Consider the following 13,445-nt stretch of genomic DNA (forward strand, 5'->3'; position numbering starts at 1 on the left):
TGTCTGAATTAAAAAACCCAAGTTTTAAGAACTGGTTTTTTGATTTGGTGCTGCCACGCCATCACTAGAACCTGCCTCAATGGCAGCGGTATTGTCAGAAATAATCGACAAATCACCTTCGTCACGCGCTGCTGCGTTGGTACGCTCAATTAACAAATACAATACCACACCAACCACAATTGCATAAATGGTCGCACGTGGATCGGGCATGGTCAAAGTCACCGCCACAATACCTGCCACACCACGCTCCGCCGAATTTTTCAATTCTTCCATACCAACCATAATACAAATATAAGCCGTCAAAATCATGGTCAACGACAAAGCCAAAGGCAAAACAGGTTTGAACATGGTTACCAATGGCAATACAAACAAAGCCAAGAAACCTGAAATCCAAAACGTACCTTGACCACTGTAAATCGAATCCATAGATTTGCGACCCAAAGCATAACGCTCAGCAGTAGAAGCCTGAATAGGCGTCCATAACGGACCTGCCAGGCCAAGGTGCAAACAAAGCATGAATGGCATTGCGAATGGCAGTTACCAAATGCACACGAGTGACATTGATTTCAACTGTTTCATCAGGACGCTGGTGCTCTGCACGCTTAATCAAAGTAGAACCCACCAAAATATCACCAAATGCAATCACATAAGCAATGATTGCTGTTGGTACTGCTAATAAAAACATACTGGCAGTAGGCCAACCCACACTAAAGCCCAAATGCGCATACAACAAACCAAAATCAGGCTGTGTGACACCCCATTCAATATTCGGCAATGCAAATTCGCCCAAACTCCAACCAACTATCATGGCAATCACAATACCGGGCACCATACCAAAATTGGAAATCTGTTTGGCAAATGCATTGCGCAACACCACATTTTTAAACGACAGTGAAAATAAAATGTAAGCGGCAATAATTGCACCCAAAATAATCGAAATTGGTGCACCCTCCACACGACCACCCGCTTTCAATTCTCCCATCATGGCGGCGATACCCGCACCAATAATCACGCCACATTTCAAAGAATTGGGAATAGCATTAACCAATTTACTGCCTAAACCAGTAATGCCCAAAATCAAGAAAATCAAAAATACAATCACTTGCAAAGCAATCATCGCTTTGATGGCTTCAGGACCTGGCTCAAAGCTTTGCAAATATAACAAAGTCACTGGAATCGCTGGCGTAATCCAACCGGGCACCATAGGCACGCCTAATAATGCTGGCAACATAAAACCAATACCACACACCACAACACCAGCCAAAGCCGCTTCGTATGGCAAACCCAAATATTGCTGCAATAGCGGAATCATACCCAAACTGACTACAAACATGATGAATGCTTGAATCATTTCAGGGAATTCCCAACGGTAATGAATAAATGGCAATCTGACTTTAAAAGGTCCTAATGGCCAATATGGATGTTCTTGCCCGTGTTCTCTTTTTAATGGCATAGATGTTTTCCTTTGTAGCTTGATTCGTAAATGCTGCATGTTTTTGGCACACAGCGACGCTCCTCTTTGTCTGCACATCCAATCTCAATGAAACAGTTTTTATTTTTAATATCGTATCGTATGCAAACACCCAAGCTAAGCTAACAAATCATGAATTTAAATTCAATTATTTTTTATAGATTCACTATTTTAATATAGCTAAAAATATGCCATATCAATCAATTTAAAACATTTGATTGAACAATTTAAATCACTTAAAAACAAATATTTATATTAAAAAAATCCAAAATAAATTCTTTTTATTCACCAATAAATCATTTGCATAAAATATGTGACATTTTTGTCCATTCCCAATAATACTGACGCTATTAAACAATTAAAATTAAATCAAAAAATCAATGTCATATATTCACAAATTGAAATAACCAATAAAAAGCGTCCTGTAAATATTTACAGGACGCTTTTTAACACGCTTTTCCCAATTTCAATTTAAATATCTCAAGCATGACCCATAAAAATCTTGCATGAATGTATATTTAAATGCCAAGGCCGCCTCAGCATCCGAAGTCATGGTGGCTTGTTCAGGTAAATCATACACACCAGCCACCATACCTTGAAACAAATTGGTAAACACCGCTCTTTCATTACCATGTAAATTTGCCACAGCACTATTAACCATTGCCAAGGATTGCAAACGGCTATAACCTGCCCGACGTGCTTCAAATACCTCACCACCGAAATAGCTTACAGTGCCACACAATTGCACAGATTGATTGGCCGATGCCATCATGGGCCAAATCCATATCGTACTAAGCAAACATCCCATCATCCATTTTTTCATTTGACTCCTCCTTATTTTCCCATTTTGAATCAATGCTAAATGATTATTTTGGACATGTCATATTGCTTAAAAATTCCTTTTAAATATTTCAATAAGACCTGTTTATTACATCAATCTACTTTTTCATTTCCTTAAAGCAATAATAAAAAGCACCTTGCAACGACACAAGACGCTCATTGGTATTTTTACAGGAGAATATTGGATTACGAATTTTGTCTGATACACTCCACATGCAAACTGTTGACGAAATTACGTCGGAATGTATCCGAATCGGTTTTATGCTTAAAATGAACTTGAGATGAAGGTAAGCTATAAACTATCCCCACCATGCCTCTCAATAAATTTCCAAATATTTGCTTTTCAGACCCATTTAAACCCGCTGTAATCTGCTCAACAACATTCAATGCATCTGTATTATGTACGCCTGCTTTGCGTGCATCTAAAATGCCGCCTGCAAAATCACTGGCAGATCGACACAAAGCACTCAATTCATTGGCAGAAGCTGTCATAGGCATCAATAACGACATACTGACGTACAAAGTTAAAAGCCACTTTTTCATTTGAATCTCCCATCATATTCGTTTTGAATGACTTTTGACTTCTGTCTTTTCATAAAAATTCCTTTTCAATATTCCTATGACGTAAGATATTTTTTTAACATGAAAAAAGCATCCTATCATTTTGATAAGATGCTTTTAAAAAACCAAAATTAATTTTTAATTAGCGCAATTGCTTGCGGCACTCTAAATCAAAACCTTTAACAAATTCACGCTTGAAAATACGGGCTTCAGATGTATTAGAGGTTGAAATTTCAGATGATGACAATTCATACACGCTTTGTACCACCCCAGTGAGCAATTCATTGACCATTTGCTTCTCTTCGCCACGCAAATCGGCAACAGATTCACGAACAATACCCATCGCTTCAGACCGACTCAAACCCTCTTTACGACCATCTAAAATCTCACCAGCAAACTCACCTAAAGATTGGCACAATTCATTGACTTCATTAGCGGATGCAGTCACAGGCATGGTCAATGAAACCCCCAACAACAAAGCTAAAAACCATTTTTTCATTCTATTCCCCTTTGAATTTTAAAAATAAGAGTCCTCATTCTAACATCATCACAAACCATTGATTTAGAATATTGATTGATATTCCATCTGACATATCAAAAAAGATTTTCATACCACAAAAGCATAAAAAAGCGTCCTGTAAACCTTACAGGACGCTTTGTATTTCATCGCTTAAATCAAGTGATTATTTTTTCAATTCTTTAGCCAAGTACAACCATGTTTCAATCACAGTGTCTGGATTCAAAGAAATGGTTTCGATACCTTGCTCAACCAACCATTTGGCCAAATCAGGATGATCCGATGGACCTTGACCACAAATACCCACGTATTTGTTCAACTTACGGCAAGCATTGATCGCCAAGCTCAACATGACTTTCACAGCAGGATCGCGTTCGTCGAATGTTGAAGCAATTGGGCCACCACTGTCGCGGTCCACGCCCAAAGTCAATTGGGTCATGTCGTTAGAGCCGATAGAGAAGCCGTCAAAGAATTGTAAGAATTGCTCAGCCAAAACCGCGTTGGTTGGCAATTCGCACATCATGATCAAACGCAAGCCGTTTTTGCCACGCTCTAAACCATTTTCACGCAACAAATTCACCACAGCTTCCGCTTCGCGCAAAGTACGCACGAAAGGAATCATGATTTCCACATTGGTGAAGCCCATTTCATCACGAACACGTTTCAACGCTTCGCATTCCATCGCGAAACAGTCTTTAAATTCTTCAGAAACATAACGCGCCGCACCACGGAAGCCCAACATTGGGTTTTCTTCGTGAGGCTCGTAAATGCTGCCGCCAATCAAGTTAGCATATTCATTTGATTTGAAGTCTGAGGTACGAACAATGACTTTTTTCGGGTACATTGCCGCAGCCAAAGTCGCCACACCTTCAGCGATTTTGTCTATGTAGAAATCACGTGGAGACGCGTAGCCAGAAATGCGTTCTTTGATGGTCGCTTGCAAATCAGCTTCTTGTTCAGCCAAATCCAACAACGCACGTGGGTGAATACCGATTTGACGGTTGATGATGAATTCCATGCGCGCCAAACCAATGCCTTCATTAGGCAAAGAGGCAAAACCAAATGCCAATTCAGGGTTGCCGACGTTCATCATGATTTTAGCAGGTGCTTCTGGCATAGAATCCAATTGCAAATCGATGATTTCCACTTCCAATTTGCCTTCGTATACCAAACCAGTGTCACCTTCAGCACAAGACACAGTCACTTCTTGGCCTTCGGTCAACAATTCGGTTGCGTTACCACAACCGACTACTGCAGGAATACCCAATTCACGCGCAATGATCGCTGCGTGACAAGTACGTCCACCACGATTGGTCACAATCGCAGCCGCACGTTTCATCACTGGCTCCCAATCTGGGTCAGTCATGTCTGTTACCAAAACGTCACCAGCTTTTACGGTGTCCATTTCAGAAGCATCTTTGATCAAACGAACTTGACCTTGACCGACTTTTTGACCAATGGCACGGCCTTCAGCCAATACAGTGCCTTTTTCGTTGATGCGGTAGCGGCGCAAAGTGTCTTGACGACCTTCTTGTGATTTCACTGTTTCAGGACGTGCTTGCAAAATGTAGATTTTGCCATCAATGCCATCACGACCCCATTCGATGTCCATCGCGCGGCCATAATGCTCTTCGATGGTCAAAGCGTATTTGCCCAACTCTTCGATTTCTGCATTAGAAATAGAAAATTCATTGCGCAAATTGGCTTCTACGTCTTCTACTTTGACAGATTTACCTGCAGAAGCATCCTCCGTGAAGACCATTTTGATTAATTTAGAACCCATCACTTTGCGCAAAACGGCTGGACGACCTTCACGCAAGTTGTTTTTATGTACGTAGAATTCATCAGGATTCACCGCACCTTGAACAACCATTTCGCCCAAACCATAAGACGAAGTCACAAACACCACTTGGTCAAAACCAGATTCGGTGTCGATGGTGAACATCACGCCTGACGCACCTGAATCAGAACGAACCATACGTTGTACACCAGCAGACAAAGCCACATCAGCGTGCGCAAAGCCTTTGTGTACACGGTAAGAAATCGCACGGTCATTGTACAAAGAAGCGAATACATGGTGCATCGCTTCTTTAACGTTATCCAAACCTTTAATGTTCAAGAATGTTTCTTGTTGACCGGCAAATGAAGCATCTGGCAAGTCTTCTGCGGTAGCAGAGGAACGAACCGCAACAGAAATCTCTTCTGTACCTGCATCAGCAACCATTTTTTCCCAAGCCGTTTTAACATCTTCGTCTAACTCAGCTGGAAATGGAGTATCCATAATCCACTGGCGAATGTTTTTACCACATTCAACCAAGGCATTCACATCTTCAACATCCAAAGCGTCCAAAGCCGCATTGATACGAGTGTCTAAGCCCTCATGTGCGATAAATTTGCGGAAAGCATCAGCAGTTGTCGCAAAACCACCAGGTACGCGTACACCTTTCGAAGCCAATTGGCTAATCATTTCACCCAAAGAAGCATTCTTACCACCTACTTGCTCCACATCGGTCATGCGCAGATTTTCGAACCAGATTACGTTATTACCGGACATAATATATTGTTTCCAAATACATTGATAAAAAAAGTTGAGGTGCCTTTAACGGCCTAAAAATTCCTGCGTATTTTAGCCGCAACAACCCTAACATGTCAGCTTTTATTATTTAAACAACCGACACTTATCCATAATTTTGCCATAAAACCACATATTTTTCTACGGATTAGAACTTATACAATCGAAAATAAATTTTTTTAGAATTTAATACGCAGTTTAACGAAATTTAAAATGTTTAAATTCACAACCACATTCAATTTGTTACCATAAAACAGTGTGATATTATGTTCATAATCTCTTATCGGAAGTTTTGTTTATGAGCCACACTCGCTATGCTTTTATCATTTCAGACCGCACAGGCATTACCTCAGAAAGTATGGGACAAGCCTTATTGAATCAATTTTCTCATATTGAATTCAAACGCAGCATGCATCCTTTCATTGATACAGTCGAAAAAGCCGAAAAAATGGTGGACCTCATCAACCAAGCTGCTGCCGAATCTACTGCGCGTCCATTAATTTTTTCTAGCATCGTAGACAAAGACGTTCGTGAAGTCGTACACCAAAGCAATGGTTTGCATTTGGATTTTTTTGATGCATTTATCAGCACATTAGAAGAAGAATTACAAACCGCAGCGTCTCATATTGTTGGCAACATTCACGGCATCACTGACGAAGAAAAATACCATGCACGCATGGAAGCGGTGAATTTCAGCTTGGCACACGACGATGGCGCAACAGACAAAGAAATGCGCAAAGCCGATGTGATTTTGGTCGGTGTGTCTCGCTCAGGCAAAACCCCAACGTGTTTGTATTTGGCATTGCAATATGGTTTGCGTGCCGCCAATTATCCGCTCACACCAGATGATTTGGGCAGCACCGACTTGCCACGCATGCTCAAGCCATTCAAAAATAAACTGTTTGGTTTGACCATCGATGCCGAACGCTTACATCATATTCGTGAACAACGTCGCCCTAATTCCAAATATTCCAGCATCGAAAACTGCCGCTCAGAAGTACGCGAAGCCGAATCGATGTTCCGCCAACATGGCATCCCGTTTTTAAGTACCACTCACAAGTCGGTAGAAGAATTGGCCGCCAATATTTTGATTGAAACCGGCATCAAGCGCCGCTCTTAATGAAGCCCATGAGCAGAAGTGTTTTGTTCATTGCCGATTTGCATTTGTCTTGCGAACATCCTCGATTGACTCGAGGATTTTTGTCTTTGTTAAATACTTACAAAACCCAAGCCATCGATTTGTATATTTTGGGCGACTGGTTCAATGCATGGTTAGATGACCAAGACGATAGTGAGTGGTTAATCCCCATCGTGACAGCATTACAAGATTTCACCCATTCAGGCAATCAAATATTTGCATTGGTCGGCAATCGGGATTTTGTATTGGGACAAGGCTTTTTAGACCGTTTTGGCGGTGTTTTATTACCAGAATCTTATTTGTGGCAACACCAAGGCAAAATTTGGCGCTTAGAACACGGTGATGCTTTGTGTACGGATGATATTGCTTATCAACGTTTCAAACGCATCATTCGCCATCCTTGGCTATTGGGCAGTTTGAAACGTTTGCCTTTTCATATCAAACAACGCATTGCCCACATTTTGCGCCGCAAAAGTCGCCAACGCCAAACCCACAAACATTACCAACCTGTGGACGTCAACAAAGCTTATGTGCGCGAGCAAATGCAAGGTGTGGATGTGTTGCTGCATGGGCACACACACCGTCCTGAAATAGAATATTTTGAAAATGGCTCTGTGCGCATAGTATTGGGTGATTGGCGTGAAGAAACAGGCGAGGCACAAATTTTGTGGCTAGATGCACAAGCCACACAACCAGCACCGATACAATTGAGCACTTGGCACTTTTAACACCAATCATCATCCAATTCATTAGCGTCCTGTAAATCTTTACAGGACGCTTTTTCATGCTATTGTATTGATTAAAATATCAAAACAAGGAGGATACAGAATGGTTCGTCGTATTATCAGTATCGGTTTATTGGGTTTAAGTATGAACATGGCCCATGCCGACAGCGCACCACCACATTATGTTTCCACCCATCCCGATCAAGCTTATGAGCAGAAAATCACACAAAAACAAGCCAGCGTAGAGCGGTTTTTCCAACAATTCATACGGCTGCGCAGCTTATTAGAAGAAGACCGTGCTGAGGTTCAAGACGATAACATTGCCGATGAAGCCCATTATTGGGTCTGTGTGCGCATTCAACAATTGCATACTTTGTTTCAAAACAACACCGCTTACCAATCGGCATTCAATCAGCATTTCAAAGACATGGATTTCAATACCATGATGGGCTATTGGCATAGCGATATGCAAAGTCATCGTGAGATTTGTTATCAATCTGAAAAGTCATATAGCGACAGACCTTAATACAAACAAGCGTCCTGTAAGCTTTACAGGACGCTTGTTTTGTTACAAATCTTCCATTTGTTTTTCAGGGCTAGAAAGCAGCCATTTTTGAGCTTCTTCGGCAGTTTTGAAGTATTTGGCATGTTGCAATGACAATAAATTAGACAAACGAGTGCCCAACTCTATCCACCAATCATTAACCACGATGGCCAACAAACCAAACTCACCAATGTGTTGACGGGTAAAGCGCACTTGTTCCCATGCCATGTCGATGGTGAAGTCTTTCATCAAAGACAAATCCAATAACAAATCAGGCTTGTCTTGGGCTTTCAAAACTTCCAAAACACTTTGCTCTAACAATTTGAAATCATCCAAGGTGAATTCATTGAACAAAGCCACATTCAAACCATACGATTGTTGTCTGATTGAAATCATTGCCACACCTCCCTCTGTCAAAATTTTGTTATTTTTTCTTAGGTAATACACTGCCAAGGATACCACTAATAATGATAATGGCAATTCCGACAAGTTCCTGCCAATGTAGGACTTCCGCAAACCACAACACACCCAATACAGTCGAAAATACCACTGTCAAATACGAAAACGAAGCGACCACAAATTTGCGTCCGACTTTATAAGCTCGCGTCATACTCAATTGGGCAATCAACGCGGTCACACCAATACCCAATAAAATCAAAACTTGCTGCCCATTTTGTGGCATATGCCAACCATCTACAAACGCCAATATGCCTGCAATGAATGCGGAAACAGCTGAAAAATAAAAAACCACCCGCCATTCAGGCTCACCCAACAAAGCCAATTCACGCACTTGCAAATAAGCCCAACCAGCAAACGCACCCGCGCTTAAGCCTACCAATCCTGCGACAAATTGCTCACCACCAATACTCGGACGCAGCAAAATAATCACACCCATAAAGCCCAGTAACAATACTGCCGCCGTTGCTCGATTGATACGCTCTTTTAAAATCACAAACGACAAAATCGCCAAGAAAATCGGTGAAGTGTAATTCAATGTGACCGCAGTTGCCAAAGGCAAATGGATTAAAGCGTAAAAAAACAACATGATGCCCATGGTTCCTGCCACGCCACGTCCCAAATGGGCTTTGATGTATGGTGTTGCCAAAGATTTACCTGTCACCACCGCCACACCACCCAAAACCACAACCGATAAAATGGTTCGATAAAACACCATTTCCATCGCTGAAAAATACGGTGCGCCAATCTTAACCAATGCGCCCATAATGGCAAAAAACAAAGCAGCGATGACCATCCACCCTGAGCCCAAACGTTTTATCACTGTCATTCCTTTTTATCTATGTAAAAACAGCTTTCAGGTCGCCCTGAAAGCTGTTTGATTCTCATATCATGGTTGTGTGGTTGCATCTATATCATCAGCATGTGGATCTTCCAATGTGACTTTGGGAACGATACGGTAAAAAACTTCACCATCGCCAATATAACCCAACTCAAATCGAGCCAACTCACCAATCGCATCGCCACCACTGCCCAAATCTTCCAATTCAGCTTGTAACGTAGCATTGCGTTGACCAGCGTCTTCATTGGTCGCTAATTGAACCTTCAAACGCTCTTGCAAATGCAGATGGTGATCCCATCCATCTTTGCCTAGCCACAAATGAAAATGCACATATGCCAATGCGGCAATCAATACCAGTGAAACCCACTTCATTTAATTCACAACCATTCGTCTGTGATTATTTGGTCAATTGGTAAAACGCAGCACGACCTGGGTAGTAAGCTGCTGAACCCAATTCCTCTTCGATGCGCAACAATTGATTGTATTTAGACATACGATCTGAACGAGACAAAGAGCCTGTTTTGATTTGCATGCAATTGGTCGCCACAGCCAAGTCCGCAATCGTGTTGTCTTCGGTTTCGCCTGAGCGGTGGCTCATCACAGAAGTGTAACGGTTGCGTTTGGCCAAATCAACGGCTTTCAAAGTTTCAGTCAAAGTACCGATTTGGTTCACTTTCACCAACAATGCATTCGCCAAACCTTGTTCGATGCCTTCAGCCAAAATCGCAGGATTGGTCACAAACAAATCATCACCCACCAATTGAACGGTTTTGCCCAATTTGTCGGTCAAGATTTTCCAACCTGCCCAGTCGTGTTCGCTCATACCGTCTTCAATGGACACGATAGGATATTGTTCAGCCAAGTTTGCCAAATAAGACGCGAATTGTTCGCTGGTCAATTGCAAGCCTTCAGCTGCCAAATGGTATTTGCCGTCTTTGTAAAATTCGCTAGAAGCGCAATCCAAAGCCAACACCACATCGTCGCCTGCGGTGTAACCTGCTGCGTCAATCGCTTCCAAAATCAATTTGATGGCCGCTTCATGGCTTTCCAAATTAGGTGCAAAACCACCTTCGTCGCCTACTGTGGTTGAATAACCTTTGTCATCACACAATTTTTTCAAGTGATGGAAAATTTCAGCGCCACAACGCAAAGCTTCACGGAAGGTTTCTGCGCCCACAGGCATAATCATGAATTCTTGGATGTCCAAGCTGTTGTTCGCATGCGCACCGCCATTGATGACGTTCATCATCGGTACTGGCATCGCCATAGGACCTGCACCACCCAAGTAACGGTACAAAGGCAAGCCTGCATCTTCTGCCGCAGCACGAGCCACTGCCATAGACACTGCCAACATCGCATTCGCGCCCAAGTTGCCTTTGTTGTCCGTACCATCCAAGTCCAACATGGTTTGGTCGATGTAAGACTGTTCAGACGCATCCAAGCCAATCAAAGCTTCTGCAATTTGACCATTCACATTTTCAACGGCTTTCAAAACGCCTTTGCCCAAGTAACGGCTTTTGTCGCCATCGCGCAATTCCAAAGCTTCTTTTTCACCCGTTGAAGCACCAGATGGAACGGCTGCACGGCCCATCACACCTGATTCTAACAAGACATCACATTCAACGGTCGGGTTACCACGAGAATCCAAAACTTCACGCGCAAAAATATCGATAATGGCTGACATTGCGTCAAACTCCTACTGTATTTAAAGTCAAAAAGCGAGTGCCCTGAAGAAGCGGCCTGAAAGATACGTGGGCGACATTTTAGCAGAAATTGACAAGGCTCAGAATCCACATTGAATGATTTGAGTAAAAATATATTTTCTAGACTGAATTTACAGGACGCTTCCTCAACATTTATTCTTGAGTAACGAAAAAAAACAGCCATGTTTGAATGAACATGGCTGCTCGATAAGATTGAATCCATCAATTCACATACAAATGCATCGGATAAGTCAAATACGAAATGCCATCGAGCTTGTCTACGGTCACCAAACCCGCAGGTGCTGTCAACACGCTTGGAATGCGATTGACCACAGAAGCACACGTTAACGCCACCGTATCAGGATTGTGCACTTGAAAATGCATGTCTGGCTCACCTGTGAATTTCCACTCACACAAATCGCCTTCGCCAGGCTTATACACTTTACCAATGCACTGCACTTCCAATTCAATGCCTTGATGGGTATGAATCGTGGTCACTGCCGACATGCCAATGGCTTGACCTACTTCAATGGTGCGTCCCAAAGTCGAGGACTCTATCGGCTCATCCAAAGTAATGGCGACATTTTTTTGTGAAATCGACGCAATCGTCCAATTCATGCGTGCACAAATGGCTTCGGCAGCATTCCACATATAAGAAGGCAAACTTTCAGCTTGCGCAATCTCGGTTTCAAATTTGTCCAAATCGTAACCTGCACCATGCGCCTCAGCCAAAGCCAAACCATAGTCTTCGACGTTATAGCTGGCTGAACCTTGAATTTTGGTGATTTTATTCACGCCAGCTGCAACCAAAACCGGCATGTGTATCCAATAAATGTCTTGCATGCCGCTGCCTGTTAAGGTTGCGTCATAATCTTTGCCCAAACGATCCAAACGGTTGGCAATGGCAGGCGCAGTATTCCAAGGATAAATCGCCTCTTCCGATGTCGTCACGACGTTGATACCGCGTGACAAACATTTTTCAAAAAATTCAGTGCAGTCTTCCATATAGCTTGCAATCGCGACAATGGCAATGTGCGCATCTGACGCATCCAAAACCTCATCAGCATTATTGCTGACAATCACACCTGTTTTGAAACCCAACTCGGCAAATTCACCCACATCTTTGCCCACCACTTTGGCATTGCGCCCAATCGCCCCCACGATTTCTGCGCCGTGATCATGCAAATATTTGGCCATCACTTTCGCCATTTTGCCGCATCCGTATAACACCACTCGTACTTTTTCATTGACCATGCTTGTAACCTTCTGTGTGAACATTAAAAAGACTGCATCAACATATGAAAAAGCCCTCATTGCCAACACAATCAGGGCTGATTTTCAATCAAATCAAGCAGGACTCACCGTGTCGTGCTCAAACGGATATTGCAAATTCGGCATCCATTGTTGCCATAAAGCTTTCAAAGTACCGTCTTCTTTCAAAGCTTTTAAAGCAGCATCGACTTTCTCCAAAGTTTCAGGACGCTCTTTAGAAATGGCAATGCCCCATTTGTTTTGCGTAGGCGCGGTGTACACAATCGCCAAATCAGGCTCATTGGCCAAAGGCACCAACGCCACATCATCGTCCACAAACGCATCCACTTCGCCTGCACGCAACGCCGCCACCATTTCACCCATGATGTCGTCAGTCGTACCCACAAATGGCACCGCAATCACGCCATCAAACGTTTCTACCAACGTCATATTCATGCTATTGGCAATGGCACCAATGCGTTTGCCTTTCAAATCTTCCATAGATTTGTATGGCGAATCGGTCAATACCATCACCGCTTCATCAAACACACCATAAGGCGCAGTGAAATTTGCCAAAGTTTTGCGATACTCAGAAATGCCTTGGCCACACAACAAAATGTCGCCTTTGTTTTCGTTCAAGCTTGGGTAAAAATCGCCCCATTGTTGGTACACAAACTCACATTCCAAACCTAATTTGGCCGCAATGGCACGCGCCACATCCGATTCATAACCAAAACGGGTTTCGCCTTCTCGCCAAAACAACGGCGGCGCAGGCAAATCAGCACAAATCACTTTCAATACAGATGAATCACTCATTTTTGACTCC

At 42.7% G+C, this 13,445-nt stretch carries 15 protein-coding genes; 3 read left to right on the top strand and 12 right to left on the bottom strand.

The features are described 5' to 3' along the window. Window positions 1-24 precede the first annotated feature (24 nt). The 6 genes from ADP71_RS12965 to ppsA form a co-directional block, all read right to left on the bottom strand. Entirely contained in the window at window positions 25-516 is a 492-nt protein-coding gene (locus tag ADP71_RS12965; protein WP_216603991.1) for a hypothetical protein, read from the bottom strand. After that, complete coding sequence (locus ADP71_RS08500; RefSeq protein WP_216603993.1) at window positions 452-1,453, bottom strand: solute carrier family 23 protein; 1,002 nt, start codon at window positions 1,451-1,453, stop codon at window positions 452-454. Before ADP71_RS08500 ends, ADP71_RS12965 begins: the two co-directional genes overlap by 65 nt. 484 nt (window positions 1,454-1,937) lie before the next feature. After that, window positions 1,938-2,294 (bottom strand): hypothetical protein, encoded by a 357-nt coding sequence (locus tag ADP71_RS08505; protein ID WP_019958143.1) that lies wholly within the window; start codon window positions 2,292-2,294, stop codon window positions 1,938-1,940. Window positions 2,295-2,497: 203 nt separating this feature from the next. Further along, a complete protein-coding gene (locus tag ADP71_RS08510) occupies window positions 2,498-2,854 on the bottom strand; it encodes a hypothetical protein (RefSeq protein ID WP_104931988.1) in 357 nt (118 codons plus the stop codon). A 160-nt stretch (window positions 2,855-3,014) separates the two neighbouring features. Further along, window positions 3,015-3,371, bottom strand: a complete 357-nt coding sequence (locus tag ADP71_RS08515) for a hypothetical protein (protein WP_104931989.1) — start codon at window positions 3,369-3,371, stop codon at window positions 3,015-3,017. 184 nt (window positions 3,372-3,555) lie between these two features. Continuing rightward, window positions 3,556-5,943, bottom strand: a complete 2,388-nt coding sequence (ppsA, locus tag ADP71_RS08520; protein WP_019958146.1) for a phosphoenolpyruvate synthase — start codon at window positions 5,941-5,943, stop codon at window positions 3,556-3,558. A 316-nt stretch (window positions 5,944-6,259) separates the two neighbouring features. Between ppsA and ppsR the strand changes: the two genes are divergently transcribed. From ppsR to ADP71_RS08535, 3 genes are all read left to right on the top strand, one after another. Continuing rightward, entirely contained in the window at window positions 6,260-7,081 is an 822-nt protein-coding gene (gene ppsR, locus ADP71_RS08525; RefSeq protein WP_104931990.1) for a posphoenolpyruvate synthetase regulatory kinase/phosphorylase PpsR, read from the top strand. Between the two features lie 8 nt (window positions 7,082-7,089). After that, entirely contained in the window at window positions 7,090-7,827 is a 738-nt protein-coding gene (locus tag ADP71_RS08530) for a UDP-2,3-diacylglucosamine diphosphatase (RefSeq protein WP_104932398.1), read from the top strand. A 100-nt stretch (window positions 7,828-7,927) separates the two neighbouring features. Then, window positions 7,928-8,350, top strand: a complete 423-nt coding sequence (locus tag ADP71_RS08535; RefSeq protein WP_019958149.1) for a hypothetical protein — start codon at window positions 7,928-7,930, stop codon at window positions 8,348-8,350. A gap of 42 nt (window positions 8,351-8,392) precedes the next feature. Here ADP71_RS08535 and ADP71_RS08540 read toward each other — a convergent pair whose 3' ends face one another. The 6 genes from ADP71_RS08540 to ADP71_RS08565 form a co-directional block, all read right to left on the bottom strand. Next, the gene (locus tag ADP71_RS08540) at window positions 8,393-8,764 is read right to left on the bottom strand and encodes an STAS/SEC14 domain-containing protein (RefSeq protein ID WP_019958150.1); all 372 of its coding nucleotides are present in this window, start codon (window positions 8,762-8,764) and stop codon (window positions 8,393-8,395) included. A 28-nt stretch (window positions 8,765-8,792) separates the two neighbouring features. Further along, window positions 8,793-9,653, bottom strand: a complete 861-nt coding sequence (locus tag ADP71_RS08545; RefSeq protein ID WP_019958151.1) for a DMT family transporter — start codon at window positions 9,651-9,653, stop codon at window positions 8,793-8,795. A gap of 60 nt (window positions 9,654-9,713) precedes the next feature. Next, complete coding sequence (locus tag ADP71_RS08550; protein ID WP_019958152.1) at window positions 9,714-10,037, bottom strand: septum formation initiator family protein; 324 nt, start codon at window positions 10,035-10,037, stop codon at window positions 9,714-9,716. Window positions 10,038-10,062: 25 nt separating this feature from the next. After that, window positions 10,063-11,349, bottom strand: coding sequence for a phosphopyruvate hydratase (gene eno / locus ADP71_RS08555; protein WP_104931991.1), 1,287 nt, complete (start codon window positions 11,347-11,349; stop codon window positions 10,063-10,065). Between the two features lie 241 nt (window positions 11,350-11,590). After that, window positions 11,591-12,622 carry an NAD(P)H-dependent amine dehydrogenase family protein gene (locus tag ADP71_RS08560; RefSeq protein WP_026353516.1) on the bottom strand — a complete coding sequence of 344 codons (1,032 nt, stop codon included), beginning with the start codon at window positions 12,620-12,622 and terminating at the stop codon, window positions 11,591-11,593. Window positions 12,623-12,715: 93 nt separating this feature from the next. Continuing rightward, on the bottom strand, window positions 12,716-13,435 hold the full coding sequence (locus ADP71_RS08565; RefSeq protein WP_171461073.1) for a substrate-binding periplasmic protein: 720 nt from the start codon (window positions 13,433-13,435) through the stop codon (window positions 12,716-12,718). Between the last annotated feature and the right edge of the window lie 10 nt (window positions 13,436-13,445).

Origin of the sequence: Vitreoscilla sp. C1, from assembly GCF_002951955.2 — a bacterium.
GTDB classification, from domain to species: Bacteria; Pseudomonadota; Gammaproteobacteria; order Burkholderiales; family Neisseriaceae; genus Vitreoscilla; species Vitreoscilla stercoraria.

Excerpts from the sequence above, each read along its gene's own strand:
- ADP71_RS08510 (WP_104931988.1), bottom strand. The coding sequence starts at position 2,854 with ATGAAAAAGTGGCTTTTAACTTTGTACGTCAGTATGTCGTTATTGATG.
- ADP71_RS08565 (WP_171461073.1), bottom strand. The coding sequence starts at position 13,435 with ATGAGTGATTCATCTGTATTGAAAGTGATTTGTGCTGATTTGCCTGCG.
- ADP71_RS08515 (WP_104931989.1), bottom strand. The coding sequence starts at position 3,371 with ATGAAAAAATGGTTTTTAGCTTTGTTGTTGGGGGTTTCATTGACCATG.
- ADP71_RS08550 (WP_019958152.1), bottom strand. The coding sequence starts at position 10,037 with ATGAAGTGGGTTTCACTGGTATTGATTGCCGCATTGGCATATGTGCAT.
- ADP71_RS12965 (WP_216603991.1), bottom strand. The coding sequence starts at position 516 with ATGCTTTGTTTGCACCTTGGCCTGGCAGGTCCGTTATGGACGCCTATT.
- ADP71_RS08505 (WP_019958143.1), bottom strand. The coding sequence starts at position 2,294 with ATGAAAAAATGGATGATGGGATGTTTGCTTAGTACGATATGGATTTGG.
- ADP71_RS08545 (WP_019958151.1), bottom strand. The coding sequence starts at position 9,653 with ATGACAGTGATAAAACGTTTGGGCTCAGGGTGGATGGTCATCGCTGCT.
- ADP71_RS08500 (WP_216603993.1), bottom strand. The coding sequence starts at position 1,453 with ATGCCATTAAAAAGAGAACACGGGCAAGAACATCCATATTGGCCATTA.
- ADP71_RS08530 (WP_104932398.1), top strand. The coding sequence starts at position 7,090 with ATGAGCAGAAGTGTTTTGTTCATTGCCGATTTGCATTTGTCTTGCGAA.
- ADP71_RS08560 (WP_026353516.1), bottom strand. The coding sequence starts at position 12,622 with ATGGTCAATGAAAAAGTACGAGTGGTGTTATACGGATGCGGCAAAATG.
- ADP71_RS08540 (WP_019958150.1), bottom strand. The coding sequence starts at position 8,764 with ATGATTTCAATCAGACAACAATCGTATGGTTTGAATGTGGCTTTGTTC.
- ppsR (WP_104931990.1), top strand. The coding sequence starts at position 6,260 with ATGAGCCACACTCGCTATGCTTTTATCATTTCAGACCGCACAGGCATT.
- eno (WP_104931991.1), bottom strand. The coding sequence starts at position 11,349 with ATGTCAGCCATTATCGATATTTTTGCGCGTGAAGTTTTGGATTCTCGT.
- ADP71_RS08535 (WP_019958149.1), top strand. The coding sequence starts at position 7,928 with ATGGTTCGTCGTATTATCAGTATCGGTTTATTGGGTTTAAGTATGAAC.
- ppsA (WP_019958146.1), bottom strand. The coding sequence starts at position 5,943 with ATGTCCGGTAATAACGTAATCTGGTTCGAAAATCTGCGCATGACCGAT.